The following is a 21,867-nucleotide window of genomic DNA, read 5'->3' as shown; positions in this document are numbered from 1 at the left end:
CGCCGGTATTCCAAAGTATTGGTTATTAATGTATTTACGAGTAGAGCTTAAGACTTGCTTGGCGCTTGGCCGCTAACTTGGTCGCGCCATTGGTAAATCTGCTGCCAGAGCGCGCTTTTAGCCTGCCAACCCACCAATAAATCGGCCAACGGCTCAGACACTAACCATGCGGTACGTGGCCTAACTTTGTGACGTCGCAGATCCCAAACGATCTGTTTACCCGTATGGGGCTCACAGTCAAAATCACATTCGTCACGCTTTATGTCGATAAGCTTTAGCACAGCGTCAATAAGCGGCTCTGCTTCTGGTAACTCACCGTTTTCATCCCAAATCACTAAATAAGGTTTCACCTTAGTGTCGCGCACTCGCCAAGTTGTCACATTCATGGCGGTTAAATAGGCTGATTTATTCATTAAGGTCAGTTTTATTCAATTAAAGTATCGACTCACAATATGCCGCTAGGATAGCAGTTCTGCCATGGCATTGTTACTGCAGCACGGCGAAAGGAGATGATATCTGGCTTTATCGCTTACGAGATTTAACACTCGGAAGTTCAATCGAATTTATAGATTTACAAAATCTAATTTACTCATTTTACATTTAATATCAGAAGATTAGACTAAACACACTCAGTAAGACAATAGAAGGAAAACGCCATGATTAACATAGGTATCAATCAAGCTCACAGAGAAGAAATCGCCGCAGGGCTAAACCAACTATTGGCTGACAGCTACAGTCTTTACCTTAAGACCCATAGCTTTCACTGGAACGTTACTGGCCCAATGTTCACTAGCTTACACTTGCTATTTGAACAGCAGTATACCGAACTTGCCCTTGCGGTCGACCTTATCGCAGAGCGTGTACGTGCATTAGGCGCCAGAGCACTCGGCTCATATTCAGCCTATGCCGCGCTAACCGAGATAAAAGAAGATCAAGGTGTCACTCAAGCCGAAACCATGATCCGCGAACTATTAAGCGATCAGGAGCTAGTAATCCGCAATGCCAGAGCCTTGTATCCGCTGGTAAATCAAGCGAATGATGAGGCGACTGCGGACTTACTCACCCAGCGCATCCAACTGCATGAGAAAAATGCCTGGATGCTACGCAGCTTACTCGCAGAATAATTGCTAAATAGATTATTGCTCTGACCAAAGCAAAAAAGTCGCCAAGTAAACACTTGGCGACTTTTGCCTTTAAAGCTTGATCAAACAGAATAGATTAGAGGTACTTAATCCAAGCCTGAGTGCTGTGTTTTTTATACTCGCTAAATCGCTTAACGGGATAATACAATGCGATGGCTAACACGCCCGCGATAAACCAAACCCATCCTATATTGCTCACGCCAAAGTACTCACCATGGTTTGCGCCAAAGATGAATTTCGCTAAAGTATAAAGCAGTAACAGCACGTACAAATGTAAGATATAGAAGAACATAGGGACTGAGCCAAACACAGACAACCCATGGCCCACTCGCGCTAATCTCCCACCCACTTTCCCACTTGATGCAAAATACCGCTCAAAGGCCACTAAGCAAAAAAACATGCCGCCTAAGGTCACCAGTAAAAAGCTTAATGATGGCGGGTATTTCGTTAAATTGAATACCGACATCAAGGTTTCACCCAAATGTGCCCCCGACTGCCAAGGCAAGGTTTCGCCATAAAGGTTAAACCCACGTAGTACCGCAAAAAGTACCCAACAGCTGATCCCTAAAAACAGCAGCTTTTGCTGGCGAGCCAATGTATCAAGATGGCTTCCGTTCGGTTTATTACTAAAAAGAGGCCCTGCAACATAACCCAGTAAAATCACCCCAATCCAAGGCAGCACGGGATAACTCACCTTAACCCTAAGCGCACCTTCGCTGACGAGATAACCGCGGTCGTGCAATATGGTCCACAGACCGTAAGCCCACTCATTGGGCTGAAAACCAATTGGCGTCAACAGATTATGGCCAAAAACAATCGCAAATCCTAAAAGGGCCATCCAAGGTCTAGGCAGGTTTATCAGCGCAGCGAGCGCTAACATACTCAGACCAATCACCCAAATCACCTGCAACCAAAGGGTGTAATAGCTGACCATCCAAGAGAGGTTAGAGAAGTTAATCACTAAAATTTCCAGCGCGATTAAAAACAGCCCGCGTTTAATCAAAAACATACGTGCTGAACGTGGCTCGCCATGGCTACGATTGGCATAAAGCCATGCAGAAACCCCGGTTAAGAACACAAAGACCGGCGCACAAAAATGGGCGGCAAAGCGACTCACAAAAAGCCCCCAAGAGGTCGAACTCAAATCCATAGGATCGCTCACCTGCATGTGAAAGAAAAACCGCTCCCGCACATGGTCGAGTAACATGATAAGCATCACGGCGCCGCGCATCATATCGATACTATTAATCCGGGTGCGGCCAATAGAACGACCCAGTTCTTGCTCAGCAAAACCTGAAGATAACGCTGGGTTAGCGCTGATATTAGAATTCATAGCTAACACTCACTTTAATGCTACGTGGCTCACCCGGCACGGCCCAAAGAGCGGAATAGCTACTCGCGATGTAATGTTCATCCAGTAAGTTATCCAGATTCACTCCAAGGCTTAAGTTGTCGCTTAAGTGGGTGTTCATAAACAACCCAACTAACTGATAAGAAGGCAATTGAAAACTCGGATCGGCAGAATCACCGAGACGCGAATCCACATAACGCCAGCTAAGCCCTAGATGACCATCAATAGAAAGCCTATTCAAATCCTGTTTCAGAATCACACTCGCGGTATGCTTTGGCACATTCACCAGTGGACTGCCTGCAGGAATGAGCACGCCCCAATCAGGATTCAAGCTGTCATTGGCGGTACGGGTATTAAGATAGGCATAGGATAATTTTGCTTGTAAATCCTCCGTCAGTTCGGCGGCTAAATCGAGTTCAACCCCGCTACTTTTAGCTTTACCTAAGGTGGCAGAAAAACCAACATTGATAGGATCTGAGGTCAAGATATTGCTCTTTTGGGCATCGAACACGGCTAAACTACCGTTTATAGGAAGATCGTTTAACCAAGTACCATTAAACTTCATCCCCAGTTCAACCGACTGACTCTCTTCCGCTTCGAAGGGCTTACCCGCAAAGTCAGTTCCAGAAAGCGGTAAAAAGCCTTCAGAATAAGAGCTATAGAAACTTAAGGCATCGGACCATAAATACACCAGACCCACCTTGGGGCTGACTCGACTATCGGTTTGCTCTGACAGAGTATCTTTCGCGACTTCACTGATATCTTGCTGATAACTATCGAACCTTAGCCCAAGGTGCAACTTCCACTTTTCAGTTAAATCCATTTGATCTTGCAGATAGGTCCCCCACGCCTTTTGAGTCTCGTTATTCTCATACAACAAACTCACCTCTGGCTGAAGCCCACCGTATTGAGGGGCATAGATATCGATGGCGTATTCACCTTTTTTGCCCCGATAACGATACAGTCCTGTCTTCAAATTGTAGTGATAGGCATCGGCACCGAGCAGTAAATTATGACGAATAAAACCCGTATCCACATGACCACTTAACTCTAGACGCAGCGAATTATCCTCAGAGGCGTAGTCACGATATCTGTGCTGCCTAGTCAGCGTGCGATCATCATCAAATAGCGATTGCCGCCCCTTTGCTAACTCGGCATCAGACGAATACCCCTTCAAGCTAGAGTCTCGATAGTTATAGCCAGCAGTTAATGACCAATCATCATTTAATTCATAGTCATAGGTCAGCTGATGCCCTGTGGCATTCACCTCCGTTGCGCCATCATTAGGTTCACCTAAATAACGCGAGCGTGGTACGGTATTAATATCGTTATTGAGCACAATAATGCCGCGATCGAATAGCTGTTCCTGCTTGAGGTATTCCATTTCATACAGCAAGGAAGCTTTTTCGGAAATCTGCCAACGCATAGACGGCGTAACGATTTTTTTATCGCTAAACACATAATCACGAAAACTATCGTGTTCCTGCCAAGCGCCATTAATCCGAAATGCCAAGTTATCGGTTAAACCTGAGGTCACATCACCTTCTAACCGATATTGGTCGAAACTCCCAGCCGATGCTTTTAAATAACCACTGGTTTGATACTGAGGTTTCTTAGTCACAATATTGACTGTGCCACCGGGTTCCGAGCGGCCATAAAGTGCCGAACCTGGGCCTTTTAAAATCTCGACATAGGCAACGTTTGATAAATCTCTATGACCACTAAAACCTCGGCCACCATTAAAGCCATTGATTAAATACCCCGATGGCATGTTTTCGTTGCCCGGAAAGCCTCGTAGGGAAAAACTATCCCATAAGCCGCCGCCATTATTTTGCCGCGCCACACTGGCAGAATAGTCCAGTACATCTTGAAACCGCGTCAGCCCCGCATCTTTTATCAATTGCTCGTCTAACACACTGATCGCTTGGGGAAGTTCAGTTGAGGACACATTGCCACGATAGGCTTGGCGATAGTGGATACTTAAACGTTCAATATCAGTGTCAAGCACTGCGTCACTCACAGTATCAATAGCTTGTGAACTCGATTGACTGCTTTCTGCGGCCAACAGCATTGAAATAGGATTGAGCACAAACAAGGCGCCCAGCAACAGCGCAGTGCGCTTAGGGACATAAAAAGAAGTCATTTTCACTCCGAAAATAAACAGCATCGGCGCCTTAGCTAAGCCAAGGCGCTCAAAGTTAATTAAGATAAATTGAATAAACAGTAACTTATGCTGTTATGGGCGGAGCACGACTATTGAAGAAACGACTAAAAGGTCGCTTAAAGGAAACGGCCTGAAACTCAACCGAAATATAACCCTGTTGAACGAGTTGGAAATGAAAGGGTGTACTGGTTAGCGCATGTTGCAACTGGTGCTGATGTAAGCACAGCGAACAATTGGCCTTGGAGTCTTCACTAGCATGGGAAACACTGTGAACAGCAATGGCAACAGACAATAGCACCAATATGGCAGCAAGCCATATCGCTAGGGTGCGTCTTGTTTGTATCACACTATTCAAACCCTACTTCCTCAGATAATTTGGCAGGCGATTGTATGTTAAGCACTACTAAAGTTGCAAACCGATTTACCTAAGCCGTAGGGCTTAAATGTTACAAGAGGTAACTTATCTAATGAGTCATTAGCTATGCCGTCCATAGACGATTTGCAGCCAGCTACTTTACATAACCCTTTAACACATCATCAATCATGATATTAAGGGATGTTATGCCCGCACCTGTGATATACCAAGCCTCTGGATCCACAAAAATAACATTCCCCGTCTTCCAAGCATTGGTCTCACGCAAGAGAGGGTTATCTATGGACTGTTTATCCAGTACTGGGCTTCGCTCCATTACTGCGGTTCTGTCTACCACATAAATGATGTCGGGATTGTTTTCAAGAATAAACTCGCTTGATACAGGTTGACCGTGCAGTCCCATCTGCTCTGATAAGCTAGCGGGTTTAACCCCTAGCGCACTGTAAATAAACCCATACCGAGAACGAATACCTAAAAATCGAAAAGCGCCGTTATTATGTAGCACCACCAAGGCTTTTTCTGGCCTGTCCTTAATCACCATTCTGGCGGCTTGGATCTTACTTTCCAGTTCATCCACTTTATGTTTTGCCAAGGTTTGCTTATCGAATAATTTCCCCAGCATCAATAAGTGTTTTGTGACTATATCAAAGTAATCGCTGTTGCTGTCTTGGTAATCAATATCCAAATGAATGGTTGGTGCCAAATTGGAAAGCGCTTGATAATGACTAGCTTGAACGGATGACATCAGCACCAAATCGGGTTTAAGTGCATAAATACGTTCCATATTGGGTTGAACGATAGCACCTAAATCAACGATATCACTATTGTTGCTGTAATCTTTCAGGTAATAAGGAACAAAATCCTTTGGCATACCGACAATGGGAATACCCAACTGTTCGAGATAGTCGACTTCATTCATATCTAGGGCCGCAACGCGTACTGGCCGTTTTGTAATAACAGTAGTGCCCAGCTTATGCTCTACCTCTATCGGGGCAAAATCCAACTCAGCCGTTGAAGCACTCGTATCCGATGATGCAAGTTGTACTGATTCGGTTTTATTATCGCAGGCCAGCAAAAAAGCCGAGCTAAATAACAGAATCGCCATCACTTTAGTACCGCTTTTACATTTCGACGTCACTTGTATTCCCCTTGTAAGTTGAAGTTGAAATAGTTACATACTGTTCCTTGGTTCGTTTTCAGCACCTCAAGATCCAGTTCGTACAGTGCTTTTAACCTTTGTGCTGTGACGACCTCTTCAACGGGTCCAGCGCAGTGCACAACGCCTTGCTTCATACCGACAATATAGTCGGAGTAGTTAGCCGCAAAATTGATATCGTGAACCACTAACACTACCGTTCGTTTGTAATCGTCACACAGATGGCGAAGTGCCCGCATGATGCTAACGGCATGTTTCATATCCAGATTGTTGAGCGGTTCATCTAACAATAAATAATCCGTTTGCTGCGCAATCGCCATTGCCAGAAAAGCCATTTGGCGTTGTCCGCCGCTAAGTTCATCAATAAATATATTGGCTAATGACTGTAAAGCTAAAAACGACAGCGCTTCATCAATGGCGCGATGATCTTCCTTTGTGAGTGCCCCTTGGCTATAGGGAAAACGACCAAATGCCACTAACTCCCTGACCGTCAGGCGTAAATTGAGGCTGTTAAACTGACGCATGGTTGCCACTTGCTTGGCATAATCCTTCAAGGGAATATTGTGGATAGCAGTACCTTTGAGTAATACCTCGCCCTGCTGGATATTCAGTAGCCGACCAATCGACATCAGTAAGGTACTTTTGCCGGCACCGTTGGGACCGATGAGAGAAGTCATCTGATGTTCTGGAAATTGTGCCGTGACATTTTTTAGCACAGGTTTCGCGCCATAAGACTGATATAAGTTATTGACGGTTATCACACTGCGCTCCGAGGTTTAAGAATTAAAACAAAGAAATAGGCGCCACAAAATAGATTAATTAACAGCCCAACACTGGTTTGATAATTAAACAGATGCTCAACAAGCATTTGCGCGATCAGAAAAACCGAGATAGCAACGGCACATCCTGTTATCAAAGTAAATGAGTGCGACGGATGCCTTGCCAGTGCATAGGCCATATTCGCGACAAATATCCCCATAAAGGCAGTTGGCCCCACTAAACTGGTTGATATTGCGACCAATACCGCGATAAGACCCAATAGCAGGCGCACCACTTTTTGATAATCAATACCAAGAGAGATAGCTTGCTCCCGCCCCATCAGTAATACATCAAGCACTACACGCACTCTCCAAGCGGCAATACACACGGCACTGACAAGTACTAGAGAGATAAGCAATTGCTCTGGTTGAGCGCGGTTGAACGACGCTAAGCTGTAGCTCTGGAAAATAGAAAACTCACCGGGACTGATAGAATATTGGATTAACTGAGTAAAACTGCCTAACACCACAGTGAGCACTAAGCCCACAAGCAGTAGGAAGAACACATCATGTCGATCTCCACTAAATAGCCAGCGGTGAATCGCCATTGAGTAAAGCAACATCACCACGACTGAGACAAAGAAATTGCTGTTAGCGGTGATCAGAATACTGCTGCCCATCCCTAAGATAAGGATCAACAGTGCCTGCAAAATCAAGTAAACCCCTTCATACCCCATGATAGATGGCGTTAAAATGCGATTTCCGGCTAAGGTCTGAAACAGTATCGAAGAAAACGCAATACAGACACCACCAAGGCAAATAGTGCCCAAACGCACCAATCTATTCGGTATGACATAGTCAAAATCAAAGCCTGAGCCCATCAATAAAAATGTGACTGCCAACATAATAGGCAGCCCCCAGCTCAAAAAACGCCATGCACTGTCTTTCATTTGATTTTCCAAACGATAACTAAAAATATGAGTCCACCTAAACAGCTTGCCGTTAGACCTATAGGAATTTCAAAGGGATACAAAATAATCCGACCAAGCAAGTCACAGATAATCAGAAGCGTTGCGCCAGCAAAGGCGATAATAGGCAAGGTACGTTTTAAATTATCGCCGTAACGCATAGCGACAAGATTAGGAATAATCAAACCAATAAATGGAATGCTCCCGACTGTGATAACTGTGGTCGCTATGGTCAGGGAAACCAGCACTAACCCTAAGATAACTAGGTTGAAATAACTCAGGCCTAGTGTGGTAGCTAAGCCTTCGCCCATTCCTACAATGGTAAAGCGCTGTGCATAAAGGTAGGTCAGTATGACTACGGGAAGGATCAGATAGATGATTTCGTAGTTACCCTGCACGATTTTTGAAAAATCACCCAGCATCCATCCCTGCATATTTTGCATCATATTGTTTTGATAAGCATAAAGTTCCGCTATCGCACTGAGTACACTGCCAAACATAATCCCAATAATTGGAATGAGCACCGGACTCTTATACCGAATACCACGAATAATCAGAATAAAAGCTAAGCTCGCAAGCAAGCAAAAAACCAAAGCCCCCAACATTCTGGCGGTGACACCCATACTCGGGGCATGAATGATTGAAATTAATATGCCTAGTTTGGCGGCATCAAGCCCGCCACAAGTAGCAGGTTCAACAAACTTGTTTTGCACAATCTGCTGCAATATCACGCCACAGACAGCGAGCCCTACACCTGAGCAAATCAAGGCAAAGAGCCGCGGCAGACGACTCGCAGATAACACCAACCAGACATCATCCGAGAACGTCAGCATCTGCGTCACAGATGCATACTTTGCACCTAGCAGCAATGAGGCAAAACAAAGCACAAAAAAGCACGTCAGTGCATAAACCACCTTCACAAACTGTTACTTCCTATACGCAATAAATCTTGTACTAATCTGCAGCCGCTATGAGGTTTTCATATCGACGCGCTATGTTTGAGCCTTATCAGATCCCCCTGCCTTTTGGGCATGGGTAACGGCAATACCCGCTAACACTAAGTCACGTTTTCGCTCCCACCATTTGCGGGCGCCCACCTTCATAATGTCTACCATCGCATTTATCTGCTCAGCTTTATCAGGGAGCTTGGTGGCTTCATCTTCCCAAATTGCGATAATTCGCTCTTTACGTGTCCGACCATCGGCTTCTGGTTTAGTGGTTGACCACCATCCCAAAAAGCACTCCCCCACCATGTCAACTAAGATATCAACGGCAAGCACGGCCTCATCGAGGGAGAAGCCTTTGCGTTGCAGCTTTTCGACCGATTCAGCAAAAGAACGTATACCCGATGACGGCGTAACACTGGCCTGATGGATAGACTCAGCGAGGCCAGGATGACGCTCATAGAGTGCCCAAATGGCATCGGTCAATATGATCAATTCGCTCCGCCAATCTGTGGCCGCTGGCGCTCGCCAGTCCAGCTCATTAATTGCAAGCTCAGCGGCAATGGAGATAACATCATTTCGACCTGCTACGTGATGGTAGAGGGAAGAATGATCGACCTTTAAATGCGCCGCTATAGCTGGGATAGTCGCTTGATCAACCCCAATCTCCAACGCAGCTCTGGCGATAGCCTCACGGGAAATACGGCTAGGTCTGCCACGCTGGCGTTTTTGAGTGGGTTGATCCGGTACTTGTGTCATATCGATAAGGTTTCCAAGGCAAAAAAGCCATTCTAACCGCTCTTGCTACCCGCTGCATGGCAATAGCCAATACCGCGGGTAGAAGCTAGCCGCTAAAACTTCGCCCTAACGCCTACACCTATTTCTCGAGGTTCAAGTAAATATGCATCCACGCCTCCGGTACTTCTGTCAGCCATTTTTGCCACGGGTGCACGTTCATCCAGCAAATTGCGTGCATAAACAAAGGCTTCAAAATATTGGTTGATTTGATAGGAAGAATTCAGGTTTACCGTAGTGTAAGACCCCACTCTTAACTCAGGCTCATTGGTATCCGTTGAAAAGTATCCATCCGTATGGCGCACATCACCGCTCACTTTGATAGTGTCTGTGATTGAATAGTCAAACCCAACATTGAACATATATCCTGGCGCTTTACTAAACTCGTTGCCGACAAACTCCTCGCCACGGTAGTCATTAAATTCACTTATCTCAGTTTCAAGTAAACCCAGCCCACCATATAGGCTAAAACTATCGACCACTTTAAAGTTCCAATCTAATTCAATCCCATAGCTTTGCGCTTCATCGGCATTAATAATGACAGAACCAAAGGGACGTCCATCGAGGTAGTCAGTAACTGAACGTTGTGAATCTTTAAAGCGGGTGTAAAAGAGATTGCTATTTATGATTAAGCGCTGTTCAAGCAGATCGATACGGGTAAAAAGTTCATAGTTCCATGCCGATTCGGCATCGAATGTATAATATTCGCCGCCGCGGAAGTTAATACCTGTGCCCCCTGGAATGTTACCTTCACTGATCATCGCGCCGACCAAGACGTTATCTGTCAGATCATAGGACAGGGCAACCTTAGGTAATAACGCCGTAAACGTTTCTTCATATTGATGGCGCACACCTGGGATGTAGCTGGCAATACCATCGTGGCTAATTTCATCAGACTGATAACGAAGAGCGCTGGTGAATGCCCACTTAGGTGAGAAGCGCCATATGACTTCACCGTAGGGGGCAAAACTGGTATGTCTCAGGTCGGCGTCGGCATTACCAAATACGTTATTCAGCTTGTTATTCGTTTTATCATCCCAGTAGAAGACACCGGCAACCCCACTAAATTCTGAACTCTTGTCACCAAAGTTCAGCCTTATATCATTCGAAAAGTTTTCATTATCTCGTTTTGCAATCCCTTGATAAGGTGCTGCGAAGCGATAATCAAACTGCCCTTCTGAATACTGCAGTTGGTTATGCAACTTCATCCCATTGTCGAACACATATTCAAGATCAAAAATTCCAACATGATTGCTGACTTCTTGATTATCCTGAAAAATTGAACGATTTTCTAAGTCATCATAGGGTTCTGATACCACCTCGTTTCTGGGACGTTTAGCCTCAGTGGAGGAATAAGTCAGCATGGCGGAAAAGTTGCTGTATTTTTCGGGTTCCCATAACAACTTCGCCCGTAGATTTTGGTTTTTAAACTCAAAATCTAAATCATGGGCAGTAAAATCGGGGTTAACGTAATCAACAAAGGTATCTCTAGCGCTGTAATCTGCGCTAATTCTTGCGGCAAAGTCATTACTTAGCGCACCAGATGCCATAGCCGAAAAACGCTGCTTATTCCGACTGCCATAAAGTGCTTGCGCTGCAAATTCTGGCGTATAAGTGGGGTTATGGGTATGGATCACTACAGCGCCAGCAATACTGTTGGCTCCTTGACTGGTCGTTTGCGGACCACGGTAAACTTCAATAGACGACACATCCCACACGCCAGCGGCACCTAAATCCAGTTCTGCGGGGCTCAGATATTTACCATCAACACTGATAGTTGCCCCGGGTACAGGCTTAGATAAATAGGCATTACCCGCTGCAACAGGCCCTTTGGTATCCGTACCGCGGATAATGGGCGCATCGGTATTTCCGGCATAAATTAAGTTTGGCGTACCGCCGAGAATTTCAGAGATCGTTGATTGGTCCGCATTTTTCCTCAACTGTTCTTCATTGATCACTGTCACTGAGCTCGCCGTTTCCTTCAGCGTGCGCTCGATTTTCTGACCGTAAACTGTGATGACTTCAATATTTCCCGCTGCATCTTGTTGCTTGGATTGCTTATCCGGAGCAGTTCCACTATCAGCAATAGTTGAGCCTGAAATAGCGCTAAGCCCCAGCGCAAGAGAACCGATAACCCACTTTGATTGTGGGTAAAACTTACCAAATCGGGGCATGTGTAATAACTCCTTATACGAAAGATTTGTTGCCAATGAGAATAGTTATCAATTATATTATCGCCGTTCAAAACATTTATCAACACTATGTTGATAAATAAAAATGACCGCTTAATATGGTCGCCATCTCATGGCGGTTCAATTTTTATGAAACAAGGAATTTGGCTCGTGGATGTTCATTTGCCCATAAACTCTGGCACTCAGACTATTTTTTACTCTGCAATATCAAGACTTCATCGCTTCATTGGCCTTGTGTTAATCACACTTTCCAGACCGAAGCCCAGCCTGTTCCACTTCGATTTTTTAGGTGAACATTAAAATGCAGCGACTTTTCAGTCCCACTTCAACATTAGCCTTCGCCCTACGTCCGGCGATTCCCGCACTCACTTTCGGAATGCTGCTAGCGGCAGGTGCTGGCGTGACGACACTAGGTGCACTCTGGTGCTTGATTCAACTTATTGCTGGTCATCACTCGCTATGGTTAGCGGGGGCGCTCATATTTGGGGTAGTGTCAGCGTTGCTATCAGCTGGCGCATCTTGGGTTAACCACAATGCTGAGGCGCAATTTTCTGGAAGATTAAGGCGTCATGTTGCAGCGCATCTTGTCAGGTTGCCACCAAGTACCTTGGCAAAATATAAGGGCGAAAAGTTAAAGCGATTAATGGTCGATGACATAGCGTCATTGCATCATATGATCGCGCATTTACCCTCTGAGCTAGCGACCTTTATCATTGTCCCTGCCATCACTATTGGTTTGCTGATCTTAAGTGCGGGCTTAGTGGCATTACTTGCCCTTATCCCAGGCCTAGTCGCAGCGCTTTTCTATTTGGTGGTGATCCCAAGGCTTGCTGCAAAACAGGGGGAAGCACGAGTCAATGTGATGGGAAATATCACTGCAGCAGTAGATGACTACGCTCGTGGTGCGCCTGTATTTCGCATTTATGGCGTACAAACTGGTGCTATGGCCGATTACCAAAAGGCAACGACACATTTTATTGGGGATATTCTTGAGCGGGTAAGCAAGGTATCAACTTCAGTCGCCGTGGCCACATCACTACTGCAGGCTGTCTGTACTTTTGCCATTGTCTATGCCATCGGGTATGAATGGCCCCCAGAAAACCTTGCTGCAGCCTTGTTCTTCAGTCTGGCCATAGTCACGCCAGCCCTAAAGCTCGGGCATGGGCTTGATTATCTCGCCACGGGCCGCGCTGCCGCTCAGCGGCTAACGGATTTTCTTGAGCAGTCGAGAGTCCCTGTTGGTAGCGGCAATATTGAGCTTAATACACCTATGCCGCTCACCCTCACCGATGTCGTGCCTTCAATGTCTACAAGCAGTAAAACAGTGCCCATTAACTATCAATTTAGATCTGGCAGAGTGACAGCAGTTACAGGGATCAGTGGTGTTGGCAAATCCACATTACTGCGCTTATTAGCTGGCATGGAGCCGCTAAATGCCGGAGATATTCGACTCGCTGGTATGGCACTCAAAGAGATGGATGAAACCTCGATTAATCGCGCGATCATGCTATTGCCGCAAGGTGCGGGACTACTGGCAACCTCCATCGCCGACAATCTCGCACTCACCGCACCTTATGCCACGGATGAGGATTACTTAGCAGCATTACACTGCGCGCAATTGGATAAACCCTTAAATACTCATGCAAGCACACTGTCTGGCGGTGAAATACAACGCGTTAATCTTGCCCGTGTGTTTCTTTCACCCGCTAGGGTGATATTGCTTGATGAACCCACATCGGCCCTAGACAGCGAAACGGCGTTTAACGTGTTCACAGCGCTAAGCCATCACGCAAAAACAAACCACAAAACGATTGTGATGGTCACCCATGACTTAACGCTTGCCGAGCTGGCGGATGACAAGCTCGCACTCAAACATCATCACAGGGAAGGAGAAGGCCAATGATAAATCGTCCCCAAGATTACGCAGCCATAAAGCACTTAATACCTGTTGCCTGCGGTTGGGCTGTGGCGGCCATATTGGAAGCGGCATGCTACATTCAACTGGCTTTAGCCATGACTCAGCAGCAATCACCGCAAAAACTGCTATCGATTGCCGCAATAACCATACTAACCACAATACTGGCTTCGCGTTCAGGTTTTTGGGCTGGCGCAAGGCTGGCCAATGCGCTCTACAGTGCATTAGGCACGACCATGCAACAAGCGAAACTCTCTTGGTTTACACCGAGTGTCAGGACACTACTCATAGAAACTGTCTCTCGGAGTATTCCTGGCTTTATGAGTATTCCGGCACATCAATTTCAGGTATTTATTCATGCACCGCTTATTCCGCTCTGTATTACCTTTGGCATAGGATTGATCGGTGGCATGCCACTGGTACTGATGTTGGCTAGCTTGTTGCTCGTGTCATTTGTGATTCAGAGTATGGCGCAACGAGCCCTTGCCCGCGCAGATATGGACCGAAACAACACTGAATTGGCAGCAGATCAGTCAACCCTTGAACTGATCGACCACTTAGAGTTACTGCGTACAGCAGCAGGATATAGCGGCGCAACAACACGGTTAGAGCAAAACTGGCAAACACAAGAAATAGCACTGGAACGAACTAATCACGCGGCTGCTATAGCAACATTACTGTCGGCTATCGCCAGCTTTTTACCTATTGCAGGCATTGCACTCTATCTGGTGCTATCCGGTATAAACAATACGCCAATGCTGCTCGCTGTCTTGATGTTGACCATGCGCGCGGCGGCGCCACTTGAGACTCTCGCCGTGGCGGCAATAAGCATTAATGATCAGTTAGCGGCTATTAAACACTATCGACAAGCGACTCATGCGCCAACGCTCAAAGAGCCAAGCCAAGCGCAACAAAAGACACCGAACAATCATACAATCGAATTGAATAACGTAACATTTCCCCCTGCGGTGCAAAATATCAATGCCACTATCGAATCAGGTGAACGCGTGCTGATTTGTGGCCCGAGCGGTTCAGGTAAAACCAGCTTACTTAAGCTATTGATGCGCTTTGATGATCCCACCCTAGGCCTGATCACTTTGGGCAAGGTGCCGCTCACGTCAGTTCCCGCAACTGAACTTGCCCGCTTTTTCGCCTATGTGCCGCAGGATCCACTCATCTTTACAGGCACCATTGCCAGTAACATTCGTATTGGTAACCCTGATGCCGACGATCAAGCCGTAGATAAAGCGGCACGCCAAGTGGCTCTGGATGAAGTATTAGACAGATCAGAACTGGGCATTTACCAAGAAGTCGGCCTGCAAGGCGCAGGGTTATCGGGAGGGGAACGCCAAAGGCTTGCCTTAGCACGCGCGCTTATCAAAAATGCGCCGATTCTGATAATGGATGAGGCCACCTCGGCATTGGATGAAGAGACAGAAAAGCGCGTAGTCAAGGCTATTTGCGAACAGAGTTGTACACTGGTTTTAGTTTCGCACCGAAACCAATCACTTTGGCAGCCAACCAAGATAATAGAATTTCATCAATCACTTGCCTCAAAGTAGGATCGGCTTTCTACGCATTAAAAAACTGAATTACAGATGTCTGACACAGATTACAGTGATTAATTTGTCGTTACAGACCAACATCTCAATGAGTTATGTACTGCAGCCGAAATGACATGAATCATTTCGGCTGCAGTTATTGCTCGTGCAAAGAAGATGAGCATTGCTGTAGAACCGACCAAGCCTTGTTGGCATAACACTCACTGAATCAAAGCATAAATACTCGAACTTCCTCTCGCTTTTGAGCTTTAAAATCCCTCAAATTATCAGCTACCCGTTAATAAACTAGTAACCATATTTTGCGACAGGGTGCCAGTTTTTATTAACATCCTCTTCAATAAACTTTTGTTTTTCTTTGATTAAATCCGATTCAACTAACCCTATCGCTTGATGGACCTTTTCCTTAGTACTGATATCTGGATAACTAACTTGAGTCACGTTAAGTTGCTTCAATATTCCAGCGAGCAGATGACGTGCTTCGTTCGCTTGTTCGATGGCTTTATCTAAAAGCTGTTTACCTTCTTGTGGATTATGTGCATACAAACCATGTGAAGACATGGCAAAGTCCCAGCGCCACTGACTGTGTCGTATCGCCATAATTGGCTCATTCATATTCTCCCATTTAGCACCTGCATCCCATGCCGCTTTGGCTTCATAGTGGGCCTTGACGAGCAGAGCTTCAACTTCGCGGGCTTTGGTCTCAATCGTTAATTTATTGGCCGCGAGCTTGGTTTCAATTTTGGTTTTACTGCTATGGCAGCCACTGCAACTGTTATCAAAATGCGGTAAGGCTTTATCAACTTTATGACTAGTAAATTCAACACCTTTTGCATCCTGCTGGGTAGGCATATGGCAGGTAATGCAAGTGACACCGACTTCGGCATGTTTACTGCGACTCCAGTGTTCAAACTCAGGATGACGTGCTTTGAGTATGGGCGTTTTCGAAAGAGGATGGATCCATTCGAAGAAGCGGCGAGTGTCATAATATTTTTCAATATCGTCGGCTGTGCTGCCAAAAATCCAGGGAATATTAACAACATTACTTTTTTCCGGACGGAAATAGTAAGTGACATGACACTGACCACATACCTGCGCACCTTGCATATCGGTATCTTGTTTATCGAATGGCAGGTGAATTTTAGCCATAGCCTCTTGGGCATGGGGGCGAGGTAAAGTTAACTTATTAGTGCCAGATTCATGGCAATCACTGCAATACACTACGCTTTGGATCTCTTTGCCCAGATCGGTAAAGTTTTTAGCGGAGTATCCTTCAAATCCCAGTTGTTCAATCAATCTAGGGGCATCCGGTGTCTTACAGGTCCAACAACTGGCGGATAATCCTTTCTCTCCTGCTTTCGGGGGGACACCTGTACGTAAAGTATGCGTCACATCGGCAACGGCAAAATGGTGCCCACGTGGGCTATGGTACTCTTTGGCATAGGAAGATCCTGCCCAGAGTATGATGCTGGCGGGATAATTGGCGAGCATATCCTCACGCTCGACCTGTTCAGAGGTGGCTTGCCAAGATTGATATTGGTTAGGATATTTTTGTTGATTGCTAGTATCGGAAGCCGCTACAGATGTACATGTAGTTATGGCGAGCAAGCAAATCATTTCTAGCAATGTGACTGTTTTAAAATAAGTTTTCACTTTGTATCCTTTTGTCCTAACATCAATATTAACCTGGGCGCCCATCGATACGGGGGCGAGAAAGTATCGGCAAGTAATGCCATACAAACAGTGCAAATGCGATAAACCAGCAACTGCCAGCCAACCATAACCAGACTTGGGTGTGGGCCGGAAACCAGATGGGCATTAATGCCCTGAGCAGTGCCGCTAATGGTAGGCAGATAAATGCCAAGATCATTTTCGGGCCCTCATAAATATTTCGACTTGTGTGCCCGAGTGACACTCTGGAGATCATCGAAAGACACAGGGTAGCCATACAACCAATAGCAAATAGGTGAAGCAAACTGCGATAGGCATATTCATTATCGAGATACCAACTCATGGCTAACAGGCTAAGTGGCAACATTAAATAGGCAAGATGCAAGGACCACAGCATAGGTTCTTTCAGTGTTTTATGGGGTAACCAGCGTGCAAATCGGACCAGCTGCAAGAGCCCCGCAATGAGCAGTAAGCCTCGCTCGACTTCCAGAGGTATAAGGTGGATGAGTGATTGAATGACGAGCAAGATCATCGTCAGGATCAGCGGGTATTCAATCCAAGTTAAGGGATCTGCTTTAGTGGCCTTAATGCGCATCGCGGTAAAAAATGGAATCACACGCCCACCGACTATGGTGATAAGTAAGGCTAACCACCATAACATCGCCTGCCAGATCTGGTTGGCAAGAATAAAGTCGCGCTCAAAAAGGGCGTAATAGCTGACATTGTTAATCACGAGTGCGGCAAACAACATGATCGGAAAACCAATATTGCGCCATTGCTTCACCTTATAAATACAGCGCCATAGGGTAAGGCTTGCCATACCAAGGAACAATGAATCAAACACGGCGGGCAAAATGAGCGGAACTTGCATTGGGAGTAAGAGTAATAATCGTGCCAATAGCCAGCAGCTAAAGGTCAATGCGAGTGGCCATCCCTTTAATGTGGGTTGGTTGGTCCAATTTTGAACGGCAGTCAGCAAAAATCCACACACAATTGCCATAGCGAAACCGAACAGCATTTCATGTGGATGCCACCATAGCGGCAGTATCTTGCTCCAAAAGGATGAAGGGAAAAAGCTATATTGGGGAGTAAACCAAGTTAATAGCCACAAAGGGATATATAGCGCAGCTAATATGGCTCCCCCAAGGAAAAAAGGTCTAAAGCCTAAGCGCCATAACGCGTGAGTACGTTCGGTTTGTGTAGGATCATCAATATTTAGCATAGTTGTTAGCCGAGTTGCAGAACGATGATGAACACACTTAAGATGCATTCAATATGACCCTTATATTGTACTGTTATGACCTTCAATTCAAACTAAATCTTAGATTTTGGAACTAAGCTCCCAAAGATGAACAAAAAATAAAGTGTCGTGGAATAACCATTTCTGACGGCTAATAGGCTTAATCAATGTACTGCGGGTTCATGACGGACAAAGGTTCAATGCAAACTTTTACACAGGTAACGGCACAAACAGTCACACATTGGTAAATTTTAGATGGGAGAAATACCGTTTTGATTTAAATAACCGTGGCTCTGATTGGCCTATCTTATTTCGAACACAGCCAAGACTTTGATAGCACAGGCAGCTCAATTTATAACGGCGATAACAGTTGCAGATGATTATGTGGTAACTCGCTTTAGCATCGATTATCAAGCTAAAAACTGGCGGATTAGTGACTTCGCCAACAACCTATTTGATGAACAAGCATTGACAGCAAATGAGCCTACTACCGCAGTTATGTGGAGGGTTACGACAGAAAAATGGAAATAGTACCAGCAATTGGTAGCGTTAAAAAATGGCAAGTTATTCAATCCAAGCAAAATCATTTTTTACGCTTTATTCAACACAAAATAAAACGGCTCGCATATTTCTATGCAAGCCGTTGTTTTATTTGGCAGGGGTGGCAGGACTCGAACCCGCAACCATCGGTTTTGGAGACCGCTGTTCTACCAATTGGAACTACACCCCTGTTGACGTGGGGCATTATGCTAAAAGCACTTCCAAAGGTAAAGTACTTTTTATGGCAAAACTCATTAACTGAAGGTTTTTCAAACAAGTTAGGCTATTGCTGTTGATTTAACTGCCACTGAGATTAAAAAGCCATCGCATATTAGCTTAATGACGTAGTAGATACTTAGTTTAGAGCCCATAGGTTAATAGTAACTCGACTAAATGATCCCACAACAAATCAGTTTGATGACGTCGAATAAGTGTGCCGTTTCGGCCATTTTGAGGTGCTTAAGGGTTAAAGACGCGCATTTATCGAAAAAAGATCTGAGTTCGATTTATAAAATCGGCGTTTTATAGTATAAGCATCGTCAATTTCATACACAGCTCGACGGAACCACTCATGTCTGACAAATTTTTCTTCAAGGGTCGTAAAACCCCTAAGCCGAAGCACGAAAGCTATGGCTACAACACTAAGCGTGCCGCTAAACCGGGTACAGAAGCATTACCATTACAATTAATTGTTGCCGACGAAGCGCGTAAACTCGAAGTTGCCGCGATTGTTACCGAACACCAGCTGTTCGCCAATATCGAAGTCAATGCCGACGTCGCTGAAGATATTGTTGAATTAGAAGGTTTATTAAATAAGCCTAAGACCACGACTTTCGAGAAAAAACCGAATCGTAACGAGCCTTGCGTTTGTGGTAGCGGTCAAAAATTCAAGAAGTGCTGCGGCAAGTAAGCGCTTTCATCAGCGTATATAGATAGGGACTTTTGCTGTAACGCTTTTGTGCGTCGGGAATCGCCCCTTTTCTCCCCTCTTTTTAGTTTCTCTCCCCAAAGCCAATTAATCTTCCAACTTTGAGATAAAAATCCGCTGCAAATCGTTATTCCATAGCTGAATAATTTTGCGGGTCTTTTCTTTATTCCAAAAACATTTACCAAATAAAATCAAACCCGCACCTTCAAAGCAGCGTTTATCTTCTATTTCAAATTGCGCTAATAATGGTTGCTTTATCCCATCGATAGGAATGCCGATATCTTTGCTGTCGGCGGGGTTAAGCCAACTCATCGTCGGGTCAGTGTGGGATATCGTGCCCCAATACATGTGGGGTTTATTATCGCTTGGGTCCGCATCGGCAAAATTGACAAACAGGTTCTTCGCCCGCCAACGGTATTTTCGCTCAGCGTCTGTGTATACCCAGAGATCCGATTTTGCTAAATCTGTACCGCGCAATAAACTGTGGAGTAACTTTTCGAGCCCTTGGCTAGGCACTCGTTTTTCAGTGGTATGTTCAGCGGTGTTAACTTGGTAGCCTGTTTTCGACTCTTGTATTCGATCATCCACTGACGATGCAACAGACGCTTTCGATGACTCAGGCATAGAGGACAATTTAGGCGTTGGCTCAGTCTTGCCGCTTAATGCCTGTGTTGTCGAAACTTTGTTTGCAGGCGTATGGCGACGAGGTTTACGGCTAAAATCGATCATTAACGCATCGGCATCCACCAGCTGTTGCTGCACTTCAATGGCATCTTGCTCCTCACGGGATTTTTGTGCCGAAGGTTTAAATTCAATGCAATCAGCTTGGTGATATCGCGAGCCAAAACAAGCGGCTTTACCGTCTTTTGAGGCTTTACGGAAATATGCTTTACCACCGCAGGCGGGGCAAATTAACCATTGCCGCAAACGCTCGATATCCTCATCGGGTAATTGTTGAAACTTAAAAACACTATAAGTCGTTCTCGCAATTAAATGATCCTCTGTTTCGAGTTCACAAATAGCATCTAACATAGTGTTCTCCTTTATTTTCGACTGCTGGCAATACCGCTATCTATGCCCAAGCATTAATCCCAAAAGTGATAACACTTAACAGAAGCAAGATGCCAAGTACGCGATAAATCAAACCTAAAGTACTGGTGCCTTGCGAGCTCACATCCGAATGTAATGGCATGATTTTAACTTTTGCAGCATCTTGGGTTTTGTGTTTCATTCTGCATCCTTAAAATATTTCGCCAAGGGCACTATCAAACTTGAAGGAATTAATAATGCGGCTTTTGCGGCACTCGATGCATGATAAAAGGGTGTCAGTTGAGTGATTAACGCGTTGAAGCATTTGAGTGCGGCCAAGGCATCGGCTGCGGCATAATGAATTTGCGCACTGGATAAAGGCACGTGCTGCCAATTTGATAAGGTGACTTTTTTAGGTTTGTCGATACGAGCACCCAAAAGCGCCGCAACTAATTGGCGCGTCCCCATTTCCTTCTCCGCTCCAAGTTGAGCCAGTGCCCAATTTAAATCTAATGTTGAGGCGACATTAATGCCCCATTGCCGCCTGAGAGCGTGTGCATCACTGCGTAAACCAACCCCGACTTTGAGTATGGTTTCATCTTCTAATAAGGCTTTTAACTGGATAAATTGCTCTCCCAGAATGGCATGCTGAAATAAATAACAGGTATTCGCTGTCGCGATTTGGATAAGACTCAAGGGGTGTTGCACGCCGCGCTCAAAGCTTGCACGGGTTTCAGTATCAAAACCTAAGACTTGCTCAACCTGTAATCGCGCGACAACCGCATCGAACTCCGACGGCTCAACTACCTCGATGCGGACATGTTGAAATTCAAAAGCTGCTAACGCTGCAAGTTCAATATCATCAATACGTGTAGTCAAAGCGATACGTTGCTGCAGCCACAAATATACCCACTGACGCTGCGCTTGAAGTTGAGTTTTAGCTTTAATCGCATTTTCAGCCTCGGCCGATACCCGCTCACTTTTCAGCGGCTCAGTCGAGGCATTGAGGTTATCAAGATAAGCCGTGCCAGCAGCATCCATTGCCGCCATTAACCCATCGGCATCTTTGCCAAACTCTTTACGTAACCAAGCCAACTTACTCGGGGAGACACAGTACTTCATTAACTTCATCGTGCTCATCC

The 21,867-nt window shown here is 45.5% G+C and carries 19 protein-coding genes and 1 tRNA gene; 4 read left to right on the top strand and 16 right to left on the bottom strand.

From position 1 onward, the window contains the following. Positions 1-47 precede the first annotated feature (47 nt). The gene (locus tag KO537_RS13015; RefSeq protein ID WP_173243221.1) at positions 48-413 is read right to left on the bottom strand and encodes a hypothetical protein; all 366 of its coding nucleotides are present in this window, start codon (positions 411-413) and stop codon (positions 48-50) included. A gap of 243 nt (positions 414-656) precedes the next feature. On the opposite strand from KO537_RS13015, the gene dpsA reads away from it, so the two are divergent. Then, entirely contained in the window at positions 657-1,124 is a 468-nt protein-coding gene (dpsA, locus tag KO537_RS13010) for a DNA starvation/stationary phase protection protein DpsA (protein ID WP_028761488.1), read from the top strand. 94 nt (positions 1,125-1,218) lie between these two features. Here the strand turns inward: dpsA and KO537_RS13005 are convergent, their stop codons facing one another. The 9 genes from KO537_RS13005 to KO537_RS12965 form a co-directional block, all read right to left on the bottom strand. Further along, positions 1,219-2,475 carry a heparan-alpha-glucosaminide N-acetyltransferase domain-containing protein gene (locus KO537_RS13005; RefSeq protein WP_219234620.1) on the bottom strand — a complete coding sequence of 419 codons (1,257 nt, stop codon included), beginning with the start codon at positions 2,473-2,475 and terminating at the stop codon, positions 1,219-1,221. After that, positions 2,465-4,636 carry a TonB-dependent siderophore receptor gene (locus tag KO537_RS13000; RefSeq protein ID WP_219234619.1) on the bottom strand — a complete coding sequence of 724 codons (2,172 nt, stop codon included), beginning with the start codon at positions 4,634-4,636 and terminating at the stop codon, positions 2,465-2,467. The genes KO537_RS13005 and KO537_RS13000 overlap by 11 nt, the downstream gene beginning before the upstream one ends. A gap of 85 nt (positions 4,637-4,721) precedes the next feature. Then, positions 4,722-5,012, bottom strand: a complete 291-nt coding sequence (locus tag KO537_RS12995) for a DUF2946 domain-containing protein (protein ID WP_219234618.1) — start codon at positions 5,010-5,012, stop codon at positions 4,722-4,724. A gap of 154 nt (positions 5,013-5,166) precedes the next feature. Beyond that, entirely contained in the window at positions 5,167-6,168 is a 1,002-nt protein-coding gene (locus KO537_RS12990; RefSeq protein ID WP_346729605.1) for a siderophore ABC transporter substrate-binding protein, read from the bottom strand. Next, positions 6,165-6,947, bottom strand: coding sequence for an ATP-binding cassette domain-containing protein (locus KO537_RS12985; RefSeq protein WP_173497491.1), 783 nt, complete (start codon positions 6,945-6,947; stop codon positions 6,165-6,167). The genes KO537_RS12990 and KO537_RS12985 overlap by 4 nt, the downstream gene beginning before the upstream one ends. Then, complete coding sequence (locus tag KO537_RS12980) at positions 6,944-7,894, bottom strand: iron chelate uptake ABC transporter family permease subunit (protein ID WP_219234617.1); 951 nt, start codon at positions 7,892-7,894, stop codon at positions 6,944-6,946. The genes KO537_RS12985 and KO537_RS12980 overlap by 4 nt, the downstream gene beginning before the upstream one ends. Next, complete coding sequence (locus tag KO537_RS12975) at positions 7,891-8,799, bottom strand: iron chelate uptake ABC transporter family permease subunit (protein ID WP_346729610.1); 909 nt, start codon at positions 8,797-8,799, stop codon at positions 7,891-7,893. Before KO537_RS12975 ends, KO537_RS12980 begins: the two co-directional genes overlap by 4 nt. A gap of 105 nt (positions 8,800-8,904) precedes the next feature. Next, positions 8,905-9,615, bottom strand: coding sequence for a TetR/AcrR family transcriptional regulator (locus KO537_RS12970; RefSeq protein WP_219234616.1), 711 nt, complete (start codon positions 9,613-9,615; stop codon positions 8,905-8,907). A 92-nt stretch (positions 9,616-9,707) separates the two neighbouring features. Further along, complete coding sequence (locus KO537_RS12965; RefSeq protein WP_219234615.1) at positions 9,708-11,825, bottom strand: TonB-dependent receptor; 2,118 nt, start codon at positions 11,823-11,825, stop codon at positions 9,708-9,710. A gap of 319 nt (positions 11,826-12,144) precedes the next feature. Here KO537_RS12965 and KO537_RS12960 point away from each other — a divergent pair, with 319 nt between their 5' ends. Together KO537_RS12960 and KO537_RS12955 are read left to right on the top strand one after the other, a co-directional pair. Then, on the top strand, positions 12,145-13,746 hold the full coding sequence (locus KO537_RS12960; protein WP_219234614.1) for an ABC transporter ATP-binding protein: 1,602 nt from the start codon (positions 12,145-12,147) through the stop codon (positions 13,744-13,746). After that, positions 13,743-15,320, top strand: a complete 1,578-nt coding sequence (locus KO537_RS12955; RefSeq protein ID WP_219234613.1) for an ABC transporter ATP-binding protein — start codon at positions 13,743-13,745, stop codon at positions 15,318-15,320. Before KO537_RS12960 ends, KO537_RS12955 begins: the two co-directional genes overlap by 4 nt. 285 nt (positions 15,321-15,605) lie before the next feature. Here the strand turns inward: KO537_RS12955 and KO537_RS12950 are convergent, their stop codons facing one another. From KO537_RS12950 to KO537_RS12940, 3 genes are all read right to left on the bottom strand, one after another. Continuing rightward, on the bottom strand, positions 15,606-17,015 hold the full coding sequence (locus KO537_RS12950; RefSeq protein ID WP_173248566.1) for an ammonia-forming cytochrome c nitrite reductase subunit c552: 1,410 nt from the start codon (positions 17,013-17,015) through the stop codon (positions 15,606-15,608). Next, entirely contained in the window at positions 16,999-18,210 is a 1,212-nt protein-coding gene (locus tag KO537_RS12945; protein ID WP_106651390.1) for an NnrS family protein, read from the bottom strand. Before KO537_RS12945 ends, KO537_RS12950 begins: the two co-directional genes overlap by 17 nt. A 671-nt stretch (positions 18,211-18,881) precedes the next feature. After that, positions 18,882-18,958 (bottom strand) — tRNA-Trp (locus KO537_RS12940). Positions 18,959-19,339: 381 nt separating this feature from the next. On the opposite strand from KO537_RS12940, the gene KO537_RS12935 reads away from it, so the two are divergent. Beyond that, positions 19,340-19,678 (top strand): PBPRA1643 family SWIM/SEC-C metal-binding motif protein, encoded by a 339-nt coding sequence (locus KO537_RS12935; protein WP_219234612.1) that lies wholly within the window; start codon positions 19,340-19,342, stop codon positions 19,676-19,678. A gap of 105 nt (positions 19,679-19,783) precedes the next feature. Here the strand turns inward: KO537_RS12935 and KO537_RS12930 are convergent, their stop codons facing one another. The 3 genes from KO537_RS12930 to KO537_RS12920 are packed head-to-tail and all read right to left on the bottom strand — an operon-like array spanning position 19,784 to position 21,856. After that, entirely contained in the window at positions 19,784-20,728 is a 945-nt protein-coding gene (locus KO537_RS12930) for a hypothetical protein (protein ID WP_173243199.1), read from the bottom strand. A gap of 40 nt (positions 20,729-20,768) precedes the next feature. Next, positions 20,769-20,927 (bottom strand): hypothetical protein, encoded by a 159-nt coding sequence (locus tag KO537_RS12925; RefSeq protein ID WP_173243196.1) that lies wholly within the window; start codon positions 20,925-20,927, stop codon positions 20,769-20,771. Continuing rightward, positions 20,924-21,856, bottom strand: a complete 933-nt coding sequence (locus KO537_RS12920; protein ID WP_173243194.1) for a 3'-5' exonuclease — start codon at positions 21,854-21,856, stop codon at positions 20,924-20,926. Before KO537_RS12920 ends, KO537_RS12925 begins: the two co-directional genes overlap by 4 nt. Positions 21,857-21,867: the final 11 nt, after the last annotated feature.

Source organism: Shewanella sp. NKUCC01_JLK (genome assembly GCF_019345615.1).
GTDB classification, from domain to species: Bacteria; Pseudomonadota; Gammaproteobacteria; order Enterobacterales; family Shewanellaceae; genus Shewanella; species Shewanella oncorhynchi.
The sequence above is the reverse complement of the archived record's forward strand: the minus strand, read 5'-3'. Positions and strand labels throughout refer to the sequence as shown.